Source organism: Pseudoalteromonas sp. EB27 (assembly GCF_001974875.1).
In the GTDB taxonomy this organism is placed as follows: Bacteria; Pseudomonadota; Gammaproteobacteria; order Enterobacterales; family Alteromonadaceae; genus Pseudoalteromonas.
In genome coordinates this window covers 199,153-220,924 of the sequence record NZ_MTQD01000005.1, presented here as the reverse complement: position 1 = coordinate 220,924, position 21,772 = coordinate 199,153, and the positions used below count along the sequence as shown (strand labels likewise).

At 37.0% G+C, this 21,772-nt stretch carries 16 protein-coding genes and 1 tRNA gene; 14 read left to right on the top strand and 3 right to left on the bottom strand.

The genetic code is table 11. The features are described 5' to 3' along the window. Positions 1-62: 62 nt before the first annotated feature. The 4 genes from tpiA (at position 63) to BW142_RS07815 (ending at position 3,155) form a co-directional block, all read left to right on the top strand. A complete protein-coding gene (gene tpiA, locus BW142_RS07830; RefSeq protein WP_024597871.1) occupies positions 63-812 on the top strand; it encodes a triose-phosphate isomerase in 750 nt (249 codons plus the stop codon). Position 813: 1 nt separating this feature from the next. Then, positions 814-1,167 (top strand): preprotein translocase subunit SecG, encoded by a 354-nt coding sequence (secG, locus tag BW142_RS07825; protein ID WP_024597872.1) that lies wholly within the window; start codon positions 814-816, stop codon positions 1,165-1,167. Between the two features lie 79 nt (positions 1,168-1,246). Beyond that, a tRNA-Leu gene (locus tag BW142_RS07820) sits at positions 1,247-1,331 on the top strand. A 198-nt stretch (positions 1,332-1,529) separates the two neighbouring features. Continuing rightward, the gene (locus tag BW142_RS07815; protein ID WP_076924485.1) at positions 1,530-3,155 is read left to right on the top strand and encodes a methyl-accepting chemotaxis protein; all 1,626 of its coding nucleotides are present in this window, start codon (positions 1,530-1,532) and stop codon (positions 3,153-3,155) included. Positions 3,156-3,585: 430 nt separating this feature from the next. On the opposite strand, the gene BW142_RS07810 is transcribed toward BW142_RS07815, so the two are convergent. Beyond that, positions 3,586-3,993, bottom strand: coding sequence for a phosphate ABC transporter substrate-binding protein (locus tag BW142_RS07810; protein WP_024597950.1), 408 nt, complete (start codon positions 3,991-3,993; stop codon positions 3,586-3,588). A 12-nt stretch (positions 3,994-4,005) separates the two neighbouring features. Further along, entirely contained in the window at positions 4,006-5,136 is a 1,131-nt protein-coding gene (locus BW142_RS07805) for a porin (protein ID WP_076924484.1), read from the bottom strand. A 454-nt stretch (positions 5,137-5,590) separates the two neighbouring features. On the opposite strand from BW142_RS07805, the gene BW142_RS07800 reads away from it, so the two are divergent. From BW142_RS07800 to BW142_RS07775, 6 genes are all read left to right on the top strand, one after another. After that, on the top strand, positions 5,591-6,061 hold the full coding sequence (locus tag BW142_RS07800) for a hypothetical protein (protein WP_076924483.1): 471 nt from the start codon (positions 5,591-5,593) through the stop codon (positions 6,059-6,061). Positions 6,062-6,114: 53 nt separating this feature from the next. Then, complete coding sequence (locus tag BW142_RS07795; protein WP_024597953.1) at positions 6,115-6,591, top strand: hypothetical protein; 477 nt, start codon at positions 6,115-6,117, stop codon at positions 6,589-6,591. A gap of 60 nt (positions 6,592-6,651) precedes the next feature. Then, on the top strand, positions 6,652-7,350 hold the full coding sequence (locus BW142_RS07790) for a molecular chaperone (protein WP_024597954.1): 699 nt from the start codon (positions 6,652-6,654) through the stop codon (positions 7,348-7,350). 74 nt (positions 7,351-7,424) lie between these two features. Next, positions 7,425-8,066, top strand: coding sequence for a hypothetical protein (locus BW142_RS07785; RefSeq protein ID WP_253188807.1), 642 nt, complete (start codon positions 7,425-7,427; stop codon positions 8,064-8,066). A 2-nt stretch (positions 8,067-8,068) separates the two neighbouring features. Continuing rightward, the gene (locus BW142_RS07780; protein WP_076924481.1) at positions 8,069-10,477 is read left to right on the top strand and encodes a fimbria/pilus outer membrane usher protein; all 2,409 of its coding nucleotides are present in this window, start codon (positions 8,069-8,071) and stop codon (positions 10,475-10,477) included. Further along, positions 10,467-11,318 (top strand): hypothetical protein, encoded by an 852-nt coding sequence (locus BW142_RS07775; RefSeq protein WP_076924480.1) that lies wholly within the window; start codon positions 10,467-10,469, stop codon positions 11,316-11,318. Before BW142_RS07780 ends, BW142_RS07775 begins: the two co-directional genes overlap by 11 nt. Here the strand turns inward: BW142_RS07775 and BW142_RS07770 are convergent. Further along, positions 11,308-11,898, bottom strand: coding sequence for a LuxR C-terminal-related transcriptional regulator (locus BW142_RS07770; RefSeq protein ID WP_076924510.1), 591 nt, complete (start codon positions 11,896-11,898; stop codon positions 11,308-11,310). The genes BW142_RS07775 and BW142_RS07770 overlap by 11 nt on opposite strands. Before the next feature lie 417 nt (positions 11,899-12,315). On the opposite strand from BW142_RS07770, the gene BW142_RS07765 reads away from it, so the two are divergent. The 4 genes from BW142_RS07765 (at position 12,316) to BW142_RS07750 (ending at position 21,688) form a co-directional block, all read left to right on the top strand. Beyond that, positions 12,316-14,538 carry a TonB-dependent receptor gene (locus BW142_RS07765; RefSeq protein WP_076924479.1) on the top strand — a complete coding sequence of 741 codons (2,223 nt, stop codon included), beginning with the start codon at positions 12,316-12,318 and terminating at the stop codon, positions 14,536-14,538. Positions 14,539-14,803: 265 nt separating this feature from the next. Further along, positions 14,804-15,925 carry a 4-phosphoerythronate dehydrogenase gene (locus tag BW142_RS07760; RefSeq protein ID WP_076924478.1) on the top strand — a complete coding sequence of 374 codons (1,122 nt, stop codon included), beginning with the start codon at positions 14,804-14,806 and terminating at the stop codon, positions 15,923-15,925. A 48-nt stretch (positions 15,926-15,973) separates the two neighbouring features. Then, on the top strand, positions 15,974-16,990 hold the full coding sequence (locus BW142_RS07755; RefSeq protein WP_007586655.1) for an aspartate-semialdehyde dehydrogenase: 1,017 nt from the start codon (positions 15,974-15,976) through the stop codon (positions 16,988-16,990). Between the two features lie 354 nt (positions 16,991-17,344). Then, complete coding sequence (locus BW142_RS07750; protein ID WP_076924477.1) at positions 17,345-21,688, top strand: FimV/HubP family polar landmark protein; 4,344 nt, start codon at positions 17,345-17,347, stop codon at positions 21,686-21,688. Positions 21,689-21,772 lie beyond the last annotated feature (84 nt).

Sequence of the window (21,772 nt, the reverse complement as noted above, 5' to 3'; positions counted from 1 at the left end):
CCTCTTGTAACTTTGGGCGAGAAAAGTTAATATCTCGCCCGCTTTCTAATGTGGAGTGGATAATGGCAATACGCAAGGCGATGGTCGCAGGCAACTGGAAAATGAATGGCTCTTTAGAGTTAGTTAAACAAATGTCTGACGCCATTAACGATGTAAAATCACAAGAGATGGACATTGTTTTATTTCCTCCATACCCACTTGTATCTGCAATGGTAGCTAGCGGTGTTTCTACAGGAGCTCAAACTGTTTCTGAAAATACACCTGGCGCATTTACTGGTGAAGTTGATGCGCAGCTTATAAAAGATTTAGGTGCAAGTTACGTACTCGTTGGTCATTCTGAACGCCGCAGTATTTATAACGAAAGTAATGCAACAGTCGCTGAAAAGTTTGCTAGGGCACAGCAAGTTGGTTTAACACCAATTTTATGTGTAGGCGAAAGCGAAAGCGAGCAAGAGAACGGTCAAACTGAACAAGTAGTTGCTGCACAAATTGATGCAGTAATAGAGAAATTAGGTGTAGCAGCACTGAAAGATTCTGTGATAGCATACGAGCCCGTTTGGGCCATAGGCACAGGTAAGACTGCATCGCCAGAGCAGGCACAAACTGTTCATAAATTTATCCGTGACAAAATTGCATCACTTGACAGCAATTTAGCACAAGGGCTTACCATCTTATACGGTGGTAGCGTTAATGAAAAAAATAGCGAATTATTATTTGCACAAACAGATATAGATGGCGGCTTAATTGGCGGCGCAAGTCTAAAGGCAGAGTCTTTTACTGCAATCTGTAACAGTGCAAAAGGGACTGTATAAGATGTACGAAATTTTATTAGTAGTTTATTTAGTTGTGGCTTTAGCTTTAGTTGGAATGGTTTTAATTCAACAAGGTAAAGGCGCAGATATGGGTTCTTCATTTGGCGCTGGTGCATCAGGCACTGTTTTTGGTTCGTCAGGTGCTGGTAACTTTATGACAAAAACAACCACAAGCTTAGCAACGGTATTTTTTGTTTTAAGCATTGTGTTAGGAAACCTAACAGCTGGTCAAATTAAAAAGACCGACGAATGGGAAAACCTAGAAGCAGCTCCAGCAGTAGAAACAGTAGTTCCTGTTGAAGAAGATGTTCCAGTAACATCTACAAAAGAGCAAAGCTCTGAAGTACCGAACTAATTTAGCGTAAAGCTATCGTTAAACGATTTATCTTCCTCAAATAAGTCACATGTTTAACACCTGAGCGAAAGCTTAAAATGCGGATGTGGTGGAATTGGTAGACACGCCACCTTGAGGGGGTGGTGCTTTAGGGCATGGGGGTTCAAGTCCCCCCATCCGCACCAAATTTAGAAACCAGTAGCAGTGATGTTACTGGTTTTTTTGTATCTGGAATTTATTGTGGGTGTTTTTTGAACGATGTGTGTTTATTGTTAAATAATTCTTCTATTTGTTAGAAAAAACTAGAAATATTACAAATTTAGCTCACACTTATAGATATAAAGCCGATAATAGATATAGACAATAAAATAAGGTAGCACAGTATGGCTTCAGGCTTCTCTTTTCAAAACCTAAGCATAACAAAAAAAATACATGCAATAACATGTATTGCGGTTGTGGCTTTTGTAGTGATCGTATTGATAAACTATTTAGCTATGAATGATAATAAGGTTTCTCTCGATGAAATGAGTAACTCATCGTATAAAGTTGTAAAAATAACGTCGCAAAACGTAGGGCTTTTAGAGAAACTTGATGAACTTTATACCCAAGCTGTTACGTTTGGTGAGCAAGACCTTATAGTTAAAGCAGATGAGGTATATCAAGCTTTAGAGTCTAATATTGCATTAATAACGCAACTTAATAACTCCTACATTAATAACGATATTATTAATGAGTTGTCAGATTATGAAAAAATATCCTCAAGTATTGCTACAGGTATGGTTAACGGTACAGCTGATTTTAGTAAGATTCAGCAACAAGCGCAGCTTAAAACAAGCTTATATGGATCTGTTTTAGAAAGCTTTAAAGGCGCTCAACAAAAAGCTGATAATCGTTTTTTTGAACTGGTTGCCAACACTAAAGCGCGCTCTGATGAAGCATTAACTCTAATGTTAGCTGTATCCATTATTTCATTAATTTTATTATTGTTTATGGCTATTTGGATTGCTAAGAATATAGGCTCATCTGCTAGTGATGCAGCTAACAACCTTAGTTTATTAGCAAGCGGGAATGGTTCTTTAAGCACCCAACTATCTGTTAATTCAGAAGACGAGATTGGCCAAGTTTCTATTAATTTCAATGCATTTATTTCCTTGCTAAGAGAAACGGTTCTTGAAGTTATTGCTGTATGTGAGCCTTTAATGGAAAACTCAACACGACTAGTTCAAGGTATGGAACAAGCTGAGCGCGCTACAACAAAACAAACCACTGATGCTGAAATTGTTAAGCAATCTATGGAAGAAATGAAGCAGAGTGTTGGTGACATATCAGAATCTGCGGCTAACGCTTCTCACGCTGCTGAAACGGCCGAGAAAGAAGTTGAACAAAGTCGTACACAAGTGCAAATGTCAGTTACCGCCTCTCGTACGCTCAGTGATGAAATCAATCGAGCTGCAAGTACTATCAATAAGCTTGCGGACGATACAAAAAATGTATCGCAGATTTTGAATGTAATCACGTCTATTGCAGATCAGACAAACTTACTTGCCCTTAATGCTGCTATTGAAGCCGCTCGAGCAGGTGAACATGGAAGAGGTTTTGCGGTAGTGGCTGATGAGGTTCGTGAACTGGCTTCTCGCACTGCACATTCTACTAATGAAATACGTGAACTATTGGGGTCATTAACGACTGCCGCAAATGAATCTGTAGCAGCTATGACTTCAGCACGAGATATGGCAACAGATAATGCTACAGCCGCAGAGAAAACAGGTATTTCAATAGAGAAAATCGCAGAGCAAATGTTAGAAATTAATGGTATGAATTCGCAAATAGCAGCAGCGACAGAGGAACAAACATCCGTTGCAGCTATGGTAGTAGATAATGTGTCAAATATGCATGTATCGTTCGAAGATACTATGGACTCATTACTTGCTGTTCGCGACGTAGCCAAAAACCTTCACTACCTATCAGACAACCTATTAGATGCAACAGCTAAGTTTAGAATTGAGTAAAGCTTAGTACTGAGTCAGTATAAAAATCTACCCAAGGGTTGATGCCAGTTAGTTAACCGCTGACTGGCTTTTTTTGGATATTTGACATACCTAGTTTATGCTCACCCTCGCTTTATTAGTAATATTTGATGCTCTACTTAAGCTTACGATTACTCTATTTATTTAGGGATGCTCCCTGAGTTCTCAATAAACATAGTCTGAATTAAGTTAATAATATTAATTACACACGTCGCAACACTCAGTTCACAGAAGTCTTCTGAATTGGGTACGTAGCTATTGGCTAGATGAAGTGTTGTAGTGGGTTGGAAAAGAAAAGGCTTCTGAATAAATTCAGAAGCCTTTATAAACGAACCAGAAGGCCGGTTTATCGATTAGTTAAATACTTATCAACCTATCTGCATTAACCTCTGGGGTTATATCAATTTTACTGCTAAAAAGTAGCAATTACTTTAACTTTATCGGTCACTTTAGCGCTATCAACATAGCCAATAGCGTCGTTATTAGCGGCAACAAAATCAATAACAGCTTGGTCAGTTGTTAGTTTTTCAGGTGGGGTACCTTTACCTGTAAATACAAGCTTTGACCAATATGCATTTAACTGACTGCTAGACTTACCCACTACTTTGTCGTTAAATTCATCGGCTACAGATGTACCGTCTTGATTTATAGGATTAACTTTATCGCCATTACTAAATGACTTACTTTTTCCCAGATAAATCTTTTTTATTGTGTCAGCATCTACAGAGCTAGCATTGCTTGGATTAATAATCACAGCAACTTCTGCAAATACATTAATTGAGCACAATGAAAGTGCACTTACTAAAATTAATTTTTTCATCATAGGCTCCAATTAAAAGACAAGATCTACACCGACAGCTACAACATCCGTCTCTGTATCAGTTATGTCATCTTCAAAACGACTAAAGTCGATCTTGAAAGCAGCGGAAGGATGAAAATCATAACGTGCACCAATTGTGTATACGTTACTTTGTGCACGAAGACCTTCAAGAGCACCATTTACAGCTGAATTTAAGGTTGGTATTGACTCAATGGTATTAAAACGTGATGAGTCATGTTTGTCATCATTGTCTTCATAAGTAAAATGAACAATTACACTGTCAATACGGTAACCAACTGATGCGTAATACTGTGACTGTTCTGGTAGTATACTGTCTTCAACCTCAAATTGCGTATATTCGGCATCAAACAAAAAGTTTTCATAATCAATAGAAAAACCAACGCCAACGAAGCTCGTTTTATCTTCTTCAGTGATTAGGTCATTCGCAGTATTAGTTAAGCCACTATCAGACAATACACTTACGAGACCAATTAGGCCGCTATCCTCTGATGAAATGCTAGTGTCGGCCACAATGTATGCAGCTCGCGCACTGAACCAGTCGTATGATAGACTCCAGTTTATACCGCCTAAATTATTTAATTCAGCAGGTAATTCTGTTCCAAATACATCAATATCACCATCGAATGCACCATAAAAGCCTTGAAGCGTAGAATCCCAATCACCCAATTGAGAGCTGTAAACTACACTAACTCCTTCATAAGTTGAAAATGGGATACCGTATACTGATTTTGGCGGACGTACCCAGCGATAAGCATAACCTACATCCAAGAAATCAGAGTACTTGTAAAAAGGAACACGCATTTTACCAGCGCTAAATTGCAGTTCATCGCTGTATTCATAAGTAACGTATGCCCATTCGAATGTAGCGTCAAAGTCATCCTCTCCACGCGCAATAATTTGAGCCGTAGCTGTTAGCTTTTCATGTAGGTCTGCAGATAATTGTAAAGCGAATTTACTCTCATTTTTAAAAGAGATATCGTCATCATAGCCGTACAAAGTACTGTCACTATCCAGACTTTTACCACCGACAATTGATGCAAAACCATTAATTCTTACCTCAGCACTAGCATAGCTAGATGCTAAAACTGCACATACAGCCACTGCTACAGATAGCTTTTTCATATGTTGTTCCTATTTGTTATTTAAATGTTGATTTCTTTATTAGTATAAGTGCATAACGAGTATTTATCTAATAAACAGAATGGTTTGAGGTGTTTATTTAATTTTTAATCAATATTATTTTGTATTTTAATTAATCAGATGCGAATTTTTGTGTTTAAAAATGTTTAGTACTGGGGTTGAATATAAAATATACGCCTGATAATTCTTGTTTATAACGTCTGAATGTAACTTACAGGCCGTAACTATTACATTTACTGCTATATAGATTTGTTAACATCTAATTATAAGTGTTTTGCATAAGTTATTTAGTTTAAATGTTTATATTTTATATTGTCGTATAGTCGAAATTATCAATAAGTAAAGCTAGACATAAGCAAATAGAAACTTTCTAAACGGTGTTTTTATCATAGGATTACTCCTGTCTTAGCGAGGTTGTTCAAAGGAAATGGCGCTGATGAAGAAGCTAACTTGGTTTTTATTATGCTGCTTTGCAATGAATGCATTCAGTAACGATGAAGTAAGTTTAACTCTGGTAGGTCATATCTCACCAGTGTGCGGCTTTACTACTCAAAATAACAACCTACGTTTTTCTTCAGATGGCCTCGCGAGTACAAAGCTAGTGATTAATTGTAATTCACCTATGCGAGTATCAATGCAATCTGAAAACGGTGGCCTGCGCCATCAGCAAAGTACTCAAATAAATTCTTATAACCTAAATTGGTCAATAGAGGGGGTTTCAAGCGACGTTTCTGCAACAGCACTTGAGCTCAAATCTATGTACAATTTTGACGTTAATGAGATTTTATTTAACAGCGTAGCTAAATTACAACTAAAACTAGATGAGCCTTTAATTTATGCCGGAAGTTACCAGGATGTGCTTCGCATAGAAATGACACCATCGGTTGTATCTGGTGGAGTTTGGTAAAACACTAACTATTAAATATAAACAAATATGTCACATGGATAAGGAATATTAAAATGAAAAAGTTAATCGTGTTATCAGCAATCGCAACTCTAACATCTGGCGCAGCATTTGCTGAAAATCTAAATGTAGGTGGTGCAGTGTCATCGGTTTGTGGGGTGAGCAACATTAACACTACACAATTCTTTCAAACATTATCAAATGGTGCAACTAAAAATGTAGGTTTTGATTTGCAGTGTAATGATGTTGATGGTGCAACAATGTCATTAACAACATCTGAAGGACATTTACAAAATGCTGACCATGAAGATCGTGGTGTCGGCTACACAGCCAAGTTAACTGCAGGAACATTTGATTTTACGCTTTCAGCTGAAAATGGCCAAAACGATCAGTCTGAATCGCAAAGTCAGCCTGGTTCGCCAACGCTTGCTGCCGGAGGAGTCGCAGGTAATATTTTACTAACTGTGACGCAAGCCCCTGTTTATGCAGGTACTTACGCAGATACGCTGATGCTAGCAATTACAGCTAACTAATCATTCAGTATATTAAAAGGCAGTAGCTACTGCCTTTTAATTTATTAAGAGGGACTTTATATGCGCTATCTATTTTTAATTGTTTTTTTACTTACTTCATACTCATCACAGGCTTTTCAAGTAAAGCCAATGGTCGCAGAGCTTGAATCATCAGGTAGCCAGTCACAGCAAACCATTCGCATATCAAACCCTTCAGATAGCCCTTTAACTATCGAAATATCAGCTTTTGATTTACTAATTGCTCCTAACGGTGATGAAGCATTAAAAGCGAACGAAGATGACTTTTTAATTATTCCTATGACTACGATTATACCGTCCGGAAAGAGTCAATCAGTAATTGTTCGATATATTGGGGAGCCAATATTAGAAAATTCGAAAGCGTACCGTATAGCCATTGATCAGGTATCTGTTGATTTAGAGAAAGCGGGGCAATCAGGCGTTGGTATGTCAGTTAGCTTTAGGACTTTGTTTAATGTGGTGCCTAAAGGTGCTGAGGCAAAATTATTAATTAAAAATAAACGCCAAGTAGATACAGAAACATGGAATGTGCTTCTGGAAAATACAGGCAATAAATATATTCGCTTATCGCAGGCACAGTGGCTTATTAAAGGCGATGATCAAGAGCTATTATTAGAAGGTGCTGAATTAAGTAAAGCATTGACTGGAAAAATTTTATTACCAAAATCTAGCCGTGAGGTCTCAATAAAAATTCCAACAAAATTTAATGCAGCAAGCAGTGATCTAGAGGTCAATTTTTAATGCTGCGGATATGCAGTTACTTTTTTATATATATAATTGTAATTGCACCTGTTTTTGCTGTAGAGGTAACGCCTATGGTGGTTACTTTCTCTCCTGATAGTCGTTCAAGTAACGCTTCTAGCTTGGTCCATAATCAATTACCAAGAGACATTGCTTTTGATATTCAAATTTACGAAATTGACTTTTCTCAAGGCACGCCTAAATTAATTTCTTTAGATGACTCTCCATTGTGGGTTTTTCCTCCATCGCTATTTTTGCAACCAGGGCAAAGCCAACAGTTGCAATTTAGATGGTTAGATAAAAAACTTCCTAGTACAGATAAAAGCTATCAAGTTAGTTTGATTGAGCAGCCCATTGCAAATCAGTCTATAAATAAACAGTCACAACTTACGATGTTGTTAAATGTAAATTTAATTGTTCATTTGGATCAACCTAGATTAGTTCCTAAACTGATTATAAAAGAACCTCATGTTGAGGATGGCTTTATCGTCACTGAAGTATTAAATGAAGGAAAAGGGGCTGGACGATTAAGTGATTATGAAATAAAGATTACTAAAAATAAAACCTTGAGCGATCGAATTTTAAAAGATCAATTAAAAGCAAACGGATACGATGTTTTTTTTGCTCCTAATAGCACCAGTGTCATAAAAGTCCCTATTCCGCAATCTTTACAGAGAGGAAGTTTAAATCATTTACGTTTAGTGCTGGCTCGCTAGTTATGCGAGTTTTATTATGCATATTTTTATTGAGCTTTACTCAATTATGTTACTCAAAAATTAACCCGTCTAAAAGAACCATCGAACTCAGCGTTGAAGCAGAACTGAATAAAAATGCTATTGGTAAATTAACTCTCGCAGTTGATCCAAATGATAATCTATCACTTAAATGGAGTGAAATTAAAGTTTCATTCGAACGACTTTTATTTTCAGAAGATTTTGATTCTTTAGAGTCTAAAGTTCATAAGAATATTGTTGATACAAAAGCATTAGAGTCATTTGGATATAATATTTCATTCGATATGAGTGATTTTAGCTTAGCAATATCAGTACCTCTTACTCTGACTCGCCCTCAGCAGCTAAGTTTAAAATCTGATTCAAGGAATTTAACAGCATCGGAACCCGCTAAACTAAGTGGGTTTATTAATGCTTATTCAAGTTATTTTTATCAGCAAGATAAAAGCGAGGACACAATAGATGAGCTTTTAGCTATTCGCTCTGAAATGGTAGTGAGCTGGGAAGGGTGGGTTTTAGAAAACGAAGTTGAGTATTTATCTGAAGTAGCCCCTACTTCATCAAATATTAGGCGCTTAGGTACTCGTGTAATACATGACCTACCGCTCAGTGGGCTTCGGATATCAATTGGTGATAATTATAGTTCAGGTAGTTATTTTCAATCAACAGCACGGGTACTCGGTTTGTCGCTTTCACATGATTTTTCGCTAGTTTCTGACAGACCTATCAGGCCCAGCGCTTCACGTAGCTTTACCTTAGAGAGTCCATCCTCTGTAGAGGTGTTAGTTGGCGAGCGGATAGTACAAAAGCTTAATTTAGCCGCAGGTATATATTCTCTTGATGATATTCCCCTTACTGAAGGAAGCAATAATATTACTCTGAGGATCACTGATATAGCAGGAGTAGTCCGTTTTGTTGATTTTGATGTAACGACCGGTTTAGATCTTTTTGCTCAAGGGCAACTTGAATATGAGTTTCATTTAGGTGTTCCTTCACGCTTAGGTAGTGATCTAGATTATGATTACGACGAGCCACTAGTCAGCTTTTATCTTGATTATGGTATTACACCTAGCTGGACAGCTGGTGCGGCAGTGCAAGGTGATGAGTATTCTCAGCAGGTTGGTTTTAAAAATATTTATGCAGCTAAAATTGGACAGATTGCGTTTGAAAATGCGATAAGTTTCAATGAAAAAACAGGCCATGCCTATCGCATTGTTTATAGTAACTATAGAAATCATAGTGATAATAACACTGACATTACGGTGGGTTATGAATACTCATCAAGATATTTTACTGGCCTTGGTTATCGGCCTGATTCTCAATCTAGTTCTCGCTTAAGAGAGCATTATATTCAGGCTAATTATAGTTTTTTTTGGGGAGATAATACGCAAACATCTTTTTTTACAAGCTTATCAAGGTCATATGATGAAGCTCAGTTTGATAAATCAATTGGGGTTAGTCTTTCTGGTGAGATCGATAATAGCCAATGGAGATATAGTTTAGGTGGGCAGTGGGAGGGTCTCGCTGAAGAAAGTCAATGGGATGTAAGGTTGTCTGTCACTTATAAGTTTTCTAATACTCGACGGGCTAAATTATCTCATCAATCTAGGCGTGACAAAACACGTTTAGAATTCTCTCAAGATAGTAATCAGCGCTATGTTGGAGCTTTGAACATAAGAGCTGGGCTTGAAAAAAATGATCTAAATGAAGCTATTTTTGATTTAAATACTCAATACAACGCGAATCGTTTTGTTATGAACTTTGATCATGGGAGTTTTTATGAGCAATTTAATGAGGACTCAGCTTACCATCAGAGCCGATTAAGCTTGGCGTCAAGTATAGCATTTGCAGATAAGAGTTGGGCTGTTGGGAAACCAATATACGATAGCTTCGCTTTAATAGAGCCTCACTCTAGCCTTAAAGGAAAAAAAGTTATATTGGGGCAATATGAAGATGTATATAGAGCAGATAATGAAGACTTCGAGACTATTTTATTAAACGATATAAGTTCATACGCCTCGACCAACGTTGCAGTCGATATTGACAACTTAGCGCCAGGGTATGATATAGGTTCTGGTATTATTACTCTTTATTCACCTTATCGAACGGGCCATGCAATTACAATAGGGACTGCTGCTAACATATCAGTCATTGCAACGTTGTTCGACCAACAAAAAAAACCACTATCGTTACAGGTTGGAACAGCTATTTGTTTAGATAATAGTAGTAAGAAGGAGCATACATTTTTTACGAATAAAAAAGGACGATTTGCATTAACAGGTTTAACCGCCTGTAATTATGAAATTACACTTAATAATGCAGAAAAGTCACATTTTACGATTGAAGTATCTGAAGGTGAGCAATTACAGCGCAAAGGAGCTATTTATGTACAATAAAAAAGTAAGTTTATTATTGGGTGGTTTAGCACTATTTATTTTTACGCCTTTAATTCATGCGCAATGTGCTGCTAGGTTCGATAAGATTGAACATATTTATGATGATTTTGAAAGCTACCATGCCTTACAGCAAGTAGACTCTAAGAAAGAGCTACGTATAAGCGTTATTAATGATGAGAATTGTCAATTACAGCTCTTGATTACAAGTGAGAACCAAGCTCAGTTAAAAGGGCAATTTCAAAGTGTTCCGTACCAAATGCAAAGTATACAGAGTCAGTTAGTAAGCACATCAACTTTAAAGTTGAGCTTTACTAATTCTTCGACGATATTGTCTTTACTAATACCATCAGGAACGCCTATTAAAGCTGGTGTTTATACAGATAGACTTCAAATGAAATTATACGACCAGGGGAGCAAGTTGTTAGATGAACAAGAATATAGCATTCAAGAAAATATTGCGCCTAGAACAAGTCTTTCTGTACTTGGGTATAATACATTTTCAAATACTATTAATTTGGGAGAGTTAATTCCGGGTAAGGAATACACTATGTTACCTAGCTTACAAGTTGTTACTAATTCAGATATTCAATTATCTGTAAGTTCAGATAATAATGGTAGATTAATACATAGTCTCTATAGAGATAAATATGCAATTAATTACAGTCTAGATCTGGCAGGAAGTTGGCTTGAACTAAATAACGTATCACAACATAAATTCTTATATTCAAGGCAGACCGTTTATTTATTACCTTTAAAAATTCAACTAAATGATTTTGAAAGGCAAGCTGCCGGAGAATATTCAGATACAATAAGGTTTCAAATAAGCCCGCTTAACTATTAATTCTATTTAAGTTTTTTTGACACCAAAGTAATGCTTGTTGCTTGTTCTTCACAGCAATCTTTTGATAAACTTTGTGTAAATGTACGCGAACAGTAGCTTCACTTATAAATAAAGTGTCGGCAATTGCACTTGAATGTAAGCCTGAAAATAATAAGTTTAATACTTTCATTTCTTTACATGTTAAATTGTTGGATTGCAGTGTGGTTTGCTGTTCACTCGCTAGCATTTGTCTCATCCAACCGTCAGTTACAGCACGTGGAAACCAAAGTTTTCCTTGCTCTATAGCTTCTAACCCTTGCTGAAATAGTATCTCGTCAGTACCTTCATAAAACAACCCTTTTAAATTAGGCCATTCTTTTAATGCGAGTACATCTCCGTCTTTGGGTACGTCAAAAATAACGAGTCCTTGATGACCGTTTTTTAGCATAAACTGATTTATAAGTTCATAATTGGTAATGACGTTTAAAGCTTGATAATTAACGAGTAGGACGTTGAAGTCAGCTGCAACACAAAAAAGTGAGGTGTAATTTGAGTTGGTGAAGCATTTTTGGCTTTTATCTACTGTATTTACAATATTCATAATATTCATAATATTCTATCCATAGATTACATTTTAGTACTATATTCTTATTTTTAGTTAATTTCAATGATAGGAGAATGTGTTTTAGCTCTTTTTTTATACACTAAAGTGCATGTGTAAAGTACATTTTATGTGTTTTTTAAAATTGAACTTATGCGATTTTTTGTTTTAAAACAATTTTTTAGTGAGGTCGATATCAATGTTGTTGATTTGTGATAATCCACCAAAAACTAACAATGTCTAAATCACTTTTATTCTTTATACATTCATTCAAATAATTTATACATTTCTTCACAATTCTGTCATATAATACCCGTCCAGAGGAAAGGTGCTATTAAGCATCTTTTTTATGCCTGAATTTTATACTCTTAAGTATAAATGCATAACTAAATCATCCGGTATCCTTTGGAGAATATTTTGAAATTACGTAACCTCTCACAGTTAAGCTTAGCAATTCTTGCTTCACTCACTACCTCTGTAAACAGCGAAGAAGCTAAAACAACAGCTAAACAAGACGCATTCGAAAAGATAGAAGTCACAGCTCGTAAACGTACAGAGAGCCTGTTTGAATCTCCAACCGCTATCACGTCAATTGGCGCTAATCTAATTGATAAAGCCAATATGAGTAACTTAGAAGATATTGGTAAATATGTTCCAAATTTAAATATTACCCGCTATGGCGTGGGTAATTCTGCGCATGCGTCTGTATTTATCCGCGGTATAGGTTTGCAAGATCATATAATAACTACCGATCCGGGTGTGGGTGTGTATCTTGATGGTGTGTACTTAGGTCGTCAAATGGGTTCTAACTTATCATTACCTAATGTTGAGCGTGTTGAAGTGCTTCGTGGCCCACAAGGTACTTTATATGGCCGTAATACATTAGGTGGCGCTGTAAATGTAATTACCAAACAACCTGGTGATGAAGGTATTGTAACTACTACTGCAAAGCTGGGGAGTCGCGGACGTATTGCAGGTGATGTTTATTTTAACAATTCACTAACAGATGAAGTAAGTATGTCTGCAAGTGCATCGTACAAAACACGTGATGGTGTGGGCGAGGCAGTTAATTTAGCAAACCCAGAAAAAGAAATTGGTGAAGAAGAGGAGTTTAGCGGCCGTGTTGCACTTAAATGGCAAGTAAATACCGACTTAGCATTTACTTTTTCTTTAGATGGTGTCGATAACGAATCTGGCCAATCGCCCTACACAATTGAATTAACTGATCCGCTAGATGCAAGCGATGTGTTTAATGGAGATTTCCCATTATTGACTCAAGATTTAATTCCATCAGACCCTGATGATTTAGGTACAACCGTTGCGGGTATTGAATCTACCTCTTACTCAGGTTGGGGCACATCGTTTTCAGCCGATTGGGCAATTAACGACACTTATACTACTAAGTTTATCTCAAGTTACCGTACATCTGAGTATGAAGGTGGCCTAGATGATGATGCATCACCTTTAAACTTGTCTGAGTTCCCAGAGGAGGGCGGTGCTGATCAATACTCTTTTGAAGTTCAGCTAAATGCAACATTCGATAATATGGACTTTGTATCTGGTCTTTACTTTTTTAATGAAGATGGCTTTACACGTTCAGGCCCGTTTGTATTTAGCCCATTTAATACACCTAATGGCTTGTTGAATGATGGTGTAACAGAATCATTTGGTGGTTACGGCGAATTTGAAATTAACCAAGAAACTAATTCGTATGCAGCATATATAAATGCCAGCTACGATTTAACAGACGATTTAACGGTTGGTGGTGGCCTTCGTTATTCAAAAGATAAGAAAGATGCAAATGCTATATTCCCATCATTTCCAACTCGTAAGTATGTAAGTGCGGATTTTGATGCAGTTACGTGGGATGTAAATGCATCTTATCAGCTTAGCAATAATATGAATGTGTATGGCCAGGTTCAAAAAGGTTATCAAACAGGTGGTTTTCCACCGCGTCCATTTGGTGGACCAGATCAATTTGTATCGTTTGACGAAACAAAAGCGGTTAACTACGAAATGGGTTTAAAAGGCCAAGTACACGAAAATGTATCTATGATGCTTGCGGTATTTGTGACTGATTACACCGATTTAGCATTACCGTTTTCAGATCCAACAGCGGGTGGTGGCTTTGTAACAATTGTAGAAAATGCGGGTCAATCTAAAGCGCAAGGTATTGAACTTGAAACAACCGTTGCTATTACCGATGACTTTACTATTCGTAGTGCAGTTGGTTATTTAGATTCTGAAATAACAGAAGTTACTGAGGGCGTACAAGGCATAGGTAAAGGCGATTCACCAGCACTTACACCACGCTGGACTGTCATGGTTGCACCTTCTTACTTTATGGATTTAGAGAGTGGCGCAACACTTGCGTTTAATGCTAATTATTCGTATCGCAGTGAAATGCAAGGTCAATCAGTTTACAACCAAAGTGAGACTATTGATTCTCGTGAATTAGTTGGTTTTAATATTTCGTACACTAATCCATATGGCGATATGGAAGTTACACTGTATGGTGAAAACGTTCTAAACGAAGTTTACGATGTTGGTCGTCTACAACAATCAGGTTTTGTTGGTGTAATGCGTAGTAATGACCGCAGCGAATTTGGTTTAAAATTCAAAAAAGATTTTGAGCTATAAACTAAAATCAAGTAAATAAAATTCAATGTAATTGAAGTTTATTTTTCATAATAAAGGCCGAATCATGCTGTGATTCGGCCTTTATATATTCAATAGTAAAATTATTATCCGCATAATTTAAATCCCTAATTTAAATTGCTGATTTAAAACAATCAACATAACCACTTTTAAGTATTTGTATCAGCTTAAATGCGCCTTTTTAGTTTGTGTAAAGGCTTGGTTGTTCGTTACAATGGCGCCACTTAATTGCCAAACGGACTCAGTGATGAAAATTCTTGCCGATCAAAATATGCCTTTAGTTGAGCAGTACTTTGCAGACTTTGGTGAGGTTGAGCGTTTTGATGGTCGTAAATTAACGCCTGAACAATTAATAAATGTAGATGTACTCCTTACTCGTTCAGTGACTAATGTTAATCATGAACTATTGGCACAAGCTAACAAGCTGCGCTTTGTGGGGACTGCCACAATTGGCATTGACCATATTGATACGCAATTACTACATGATAGAAATATTGCTTTTACCAGTGCACCTGGTTGTAATGCCGTTGCTGTAGCTGAATATGTAATTAGTAGTTTATTTGCATTAAGCCAAGAAAATGCGCGCCCATTATGTGGTCAAACAATTGGTATTGTAGGAATGGGTAACATTGGAACGTGTTTGTCGCAAAAATTAAAAGCATTAAATGTCGACGTACTGCTGTGCGATCCAATTAAGCACGAAAAGGGCTTACTACAAGAGCATGTAGCGCTTGATGAGTTATTAGCGCAATCAGATGTTGTTACTTTTCATGTTCCACTTGTTATAAGTGGCGAGCACAAAACGCTGCACATGATGAATAAAGAGCGATTAAAAGCACTTAAGCCAGGACTCACGCTAATTAACGCAAGCCGAGGCGATGTAATTGATAACCGCGCATTGCTTGAGGTAATGGAAGCTGGGGCTGATTTAGATTTAGTACTTGATGTATGGGAAAAAGAGCCCAATATTCTAACTGAATTACTAGAGCATGTGCGTTATGCCAGTGTGCATATCGCAGGTCATACACTTGAGGGGAAAGCACGAGGTACACAAATGTTGTATCAAAAATTGTGTGACCTAAAAGGTATAGAGGTGAGTAAATCGTTGGATGATTTTTTACCAATGCCTGCTATTACAAATGCAGCTGTTACGCAAAGCCTTAATGAGCAAGATATTGCCCGTTTGGTGCATTTAATTTATGACGTACGCCGCGATGACGGAATTTTACTTCGTCATTTAGAAGGTGAGGGCTTTGATAGTTTACGTAAAAACTATCCGGTAAGGCGAGAATTTAGCACCTTATTCCTACAAGGTGATAGCCCACAACTAGCAGCACTTAGTCAACTTGGCTTTAGCATAGCTAAATAATAATTTAACTAACGATGTTGTTTTAATGTCGTTTATAGAGGAAGAAATATGTCGCAAAAATATAACGTTGCCGTACTTGGCGCTACTGGTTTAGTAGGCCGTCAAATCATTGAAACGCTAGCAGATCGTAAGTTTCCTGTCGATCAGCTTTTTTTACTTGCGAGCAGCCGCAGCGCAGGTGAAGACATAAAGTTTCGTGGTGAGACCATTGAAGTACTTGACGTTGAAGGCTTTGACTTTAGCCAAGCGCATATAGGTTTGTTTTCTGCTGGTGGTAGTGTATCTGAAAAATATGCTCCTATTGCTGCTGATGCCGGCTGTATTGTAATTGATAATACATCGCACTTTAGAAATGATTTTGAAATCCCGCTAGTGGTGCCAGAAGTTAATGCTTCAAGTCTAGCTGATTTTAGAAACCGTAATATTATTGCTAACCCTAACTGTTCAACTATTCAGATGATGCTAGCACTTAAACCAATTTATGATGCTTATGGAATAGACCGTATCAACGTATCTACTTACCAAGCTGTATCGGGTGCAGGTAAAGAAGCGGTTGATGAACTTGCAAAGCAAACAGCTAATTTGATGAATGCACGCCCTATGGACAATAAAGTATTTCCAAAGCAAATTGCATTTAACGTTATTCCTCAAATTGATAGCTTTGAAGATAATGGCTACACGCGTGAAGAAATGAAAATGGTAAATGAAACTCATAAAATTTTGGGTGATACCACCATTGCAGTAAATCCTACATGTGTACGTGTTCCCGTATTTTTTGGTCACTCAGAATCAATTAATATTGAAACGCGCATGCCTTATGACTTTGAACACGTTAAGCAACTTTTAAAAGACGCGCCTGGTGTTGAGCTAATTGATGATGAAGGTGATTACCCTACAGCAGTGTCTGACGCTAGTGGTAACGATACTGTTTATATAGGCCGATTACGTGCTGATATTTCTCATCCTCATGGATTAAACATGTGGGTTGTAAGTGATAACACTCGTAAAGGTGCTGCAACTAACAGTATTCAAATTGCAGAAGAGCTTATTGCTAATTACATGTAATAGTTAATAGCGTTGAACACACTTGAGAAGCGGTAAACATTATTTGTTTGCCGCTTTTTGTTTATAGAGCTTGTCAATTTTTTGCCGTTTAATTCTAAAAGTATAAAAACTGATTGATAACACTCAATAAATTAATATTTATAAAGATGTTTTAAGGCATTTATTTTCAAGGTGTTGCGATGGATATTAAGCCCTAACTGGTTTATAGTTTGTAATTGGAATAGAGCTTGCAATAAAAATAGATTGTAATAATAAATGCGAGTCAGTCATTTGGCTGATAACAGCAATAATCAACAATATTTATGCACTTAAGCTTTAAGTGTTTTGTTAATATTTAAATATTAAAGGATCAGCATGCGCGGTTTAGTTACACTTATTATATTAGCGTCTGCATTGATAGTAACGCCAGTTTACTCTCAAGACAGTACCCAATTAAAGGGGCCTAAAGGCGTTGACTATGGTGCGCAAGGGCGATCTATTGGGCCAATTAAACCAACTGATACACTTTGGCGTATAGCGGCTAAAGTGCGCCCAGATAACTCCGTCAGCATTTATCAAGTTATGCAGGCCTTGTATAACAAAAACCCCAACTCATTTTTAGAACAAAATCTTAACCATATTCAAAATGGTGCCTATTTAAAAATCCCAACTTTAGCCGAAATAAAAAGTGTAAATACACAGCTTGCAAAGCAACGTTCTGAGCAAGATGATGCATTATGGGAAAAGAAAAAAAATGGCACACTTACGCAAAGCGAAATTACCTCAGCGCAAACAAAAGTAACTCAAGCTCGTAAAGTCGACGTAGACGATGCCAAAAAAGAGATACAGAAAGAATTAAATGAAATAAAAACAGAGCAAGGTACTAAGCTGGTTGAGTTACAACAACAGTTTAAAAATTCTGTAAGCAATGTAGAAGAAATTTTAGTTGAAAATAATAATCTTAAAAAACAATTATCAGGTATTTCGAACGAACTCGAAAACTTACGCTTACAGTTAGGACAAGACAGCGAAATTCAAAATCAGTTAAAAGAACTAATTGTTAAACAAAACGAGATTATTGCACAACAAAAAAAACAAGAGGTAATACCAAAAGAATCGTTTGATTTAAGCTCATTATTTTCAAATCCTATAGTGCTGGGTTTATTAATGTTTATTCCTGGGCTACTGATTATTTTTGCAATTGTTATGTTTTTACGCAAACGAGCAAGTAATCAAGAAGAGCTACAAAACGATGATGACTTTTTACCACAAACCCCAACTTATACTGGCGATGATGATTTAGATCCAAGTTTAAATGACGATCCAATTGTACCCGATCCTTTAGATGACTTGAGTGTTCAACTTGATGATAATCTCGAAAATGATATGTTGCCTGATGATGATTTAGATGACGGCCTAGATGATTTTTCAGGTGGTGAAAATTTGCTCGATCAGGATGAGCTCGAAAGCCTACTAAGTGATGACATTGTTTTTGATGATGAAAATACCGATGACAATGATGAACTTGATATTTTTATGCAGCAAGGGTTTGATCAACCTTCAGATGAAAACGCTGAAGATATAGATTTAGACTTATCTGATGACTCAATAAACAATGATGAAATTCTAACTAATGACGATTTAGATAGCTTGTTTGATGAAGACGATAGTCTACCTGAGTTTGATGCACCACAAACAAGCGAAGCTTTAGAAGATGATAGCTTAGAGTCTCATGATGAAATGGCGGCTTTAAGTGAGGAGCTTGCAGATGATGATAATTTTGATATAGATGAATTATTAGATCAAACATCAACAGAATTAGATACCTCAGATAACACTTTAGATGAACTTGATTCAAGCGACGACTTTGATTTAGATAGCTTAATTGATGAAGCGAATGAACCAAAAAGTGATGTGGTAGATGACTCAATTGATGCAGAGTTACTCGACGAAAATGAACTTCTAGAAGAAAACGACAACTTTGATTTAGACGACATAGATAGTTTAATTGATGAAGCAGCAGTTGATGCTGCAGATGGTTCATTAGTTGAGGAAAGTGACGACTTTGATTTAGACGACATAGATAGTTTAATTGATGAAGCAGCAGTTGATACAGCAAATGATTCATTAGTTGAGGAAAGTGACGACTTTGATTTAGACGACATAGATAGCTTAATTGATGAGGCCGCAGTTGATACAGCAGATAAATCTTTAGTTGAGGAAAGTGACGACTTTGATTTAGACGACATAGATAGTTTGATTGATGAGGCAGCGGTTAATACTGCAGATGACTTATTAGTTGAGGAAAGTGACGACTTTGATTTAGACGATATAGATAGCTTAATTGATGAGGCCGCGGTTGATACTGCAAATGATTTATTAGTTGAGGAAAGTGACGACTTTGATTTAGACGATATAGATAACCTAATTGACGATGAACTAAAAAATTCAGATGTAAGAGATTCAGAAATTGATAATGCATTGGCAGACTCAGTTGAGGATTTAGCAGATGCTCAAGAAGAATTAAATGTTGATAATATTGAGTCGCTTGCTTCATCATTAAATGAAGAGCCTGAGCTTGAAGAAGAACCAGAGCTTTTAGAAGAACCTGATCTTGTAGAAGAACCTGAAATTTTAGAAGAGCCCGAGTTTGTAGAAGAGCCCGAGCTTGCAGGAGAGCCTGAGCTTAGCGATGAGCCTGAGCTTGAAAAAGAGCCAGAGCTTTTAGAAGAACCTGAGCTTGCAGAAGAGCCTGAGCTTGAAGAAGAGCCTGAGCTTGCAGAAGAACCTGAAATTTTAGAAGAGCCAGAGCTTGAAGAAGAATCAGATCTTTTAGAAGAGCCTAAACTTGAAGAAGAACCAGAACTTGTAGAAGAGCCTGAGCTTATAGATATTACCGTAGATGATTTTTCAGACACATCAGAGTCGCTTCTTGATCCTGAAGATGCACTTGAAGAATATACAGATGATACTTTAAAGAGCGTTGATGAGCTTTTAAATGAGCTACAGCAAACTACAGATGATGACTATTTAGAAACACCTGATTGGTCTTTAGACGAGCTTGATGATGATCTTGAAGAAATAGAAGTAGACCTTGGTGACGATCCGCTAGCAGGCGACGATGACTCAGATATTACAAGTACTGAAGATCAGCTTGATAGCGAGCTTGTAACGCCAAGTGAAGAACTCGATGAGTACCCTGAACTTGAATTAGACGACGCTCAACCATTATTAGAGAGTGAGCCATCGTTTGAGTCGAAAGAACCCAAAGAAGAAGCATTAGATGATGAAAATGCAGTAGCACTTAGTCAAACAGAGAAAGATCTTGCAAATGCGCTTATGGCAGATGGTGATTTAGATAGTTTAGAAGATGATTTTGATGATGAACTATTAATTGATAATGACTTCTCTGAATTAGAAACTGAGATTGAAGATGAGTCACTTGATGATGAATTACGTCAAAAAATTAATGATGAGGTTGATTCTGCTGAACCACCAAGTATAGAAGATGACACCAAACCTCTTAACCTTGATGAAGTTCAAGAAACATTAGAAGGTGAGTTGCCATTTACCCCTGAAGAATTACAAGGGGATGATTTAGATGGCGAGGCACCGGGAATAGCTTCTAGTCAGGCTGAGCAAGATTTAGCAAATGCGCTTATGACAGATGCTGATTTAGATGGTTTAGAATATGATTTCGATGATGAACTATTAATTGATAATGACTTCTCTGAATTAGAAACTGAGATTGAAGATGAGTCACTTGATGATGAATTACGTCAAAAAATTAATGATGAGGTTGATTCTGTTGAACCACCAAGTATAGAAGATGACACCAAACCCCTTAACCTTGATGAAGTTCAAGAAACATTAGAAAGTGAGTTGCCATTTACCCCTGAAGAATTACAAGGGGATGATTTAGATGGCGAGGCACCAGGAATAGCTTCTAGTCAGGCAGAGCAAGATTTAGCAAATGCGCTTATGACAGATGCTGATTTAGATGGTTTAGAAAATGATTTTGATGATGAGATTTTAATTGAAAATGATTTTTCTAAATTAGATGCTGAATTTGACGAAGATAGTTTAGAGCAAGCGCTAACTGATGAGTTATCAGACGAATCGCAAGAGCAAACAAATGCAGAGCGCGAAGCACAGTTAACAAGCTTAGATGAAGTGGGTAGCACTGATATTAGCTCTGACGACGAACTTGATGAAGAGTTTATGTCAAATTTGACGCAAACTGATTTTGATTCATTACTTAGTGAGTTAGCAGAGCCTGAAGAGTTAAGTGTTGATGACAGCAGTGAATTTGATGTTGACTTTGACAGCTTGTTAAAAGAGGACTTAGAGACAGATGACCCATTAACTACAAAAGAGTCACTTGTTGAAAGTAGTGATGTTGAGCAGTTTGATAATGATGAATTTGTAGATATTGATTCATTATTAGATGAAAGTGACGACGCTGAACTTGAACATGAACCTTACACCGACGTTAATATGGATGTCGGTTTGAGTGAGTTTGATGCATTACTTGCCGGTGATAATCCGACGGATGTTGATGCTGAAAGTGGTGGCTACTCAGCTAAACTTGATTTAGCGCGTGCCTATATTGAAATTGATGATTTTGATTCTGCGCTTAAAGTCATTGAGGATGTCATTAACAAAGGTCCTGAAGAAGTTCAAGAGGAAGCACTTAGCTTAAAAGCTAAACTAAAATAAAATAATTAAAATGTTTATAAGAACCCGTATCTGGCTCAGCTAAATACGGGTTTTTTTATGTGTATTGGATTGATTACGACAGGT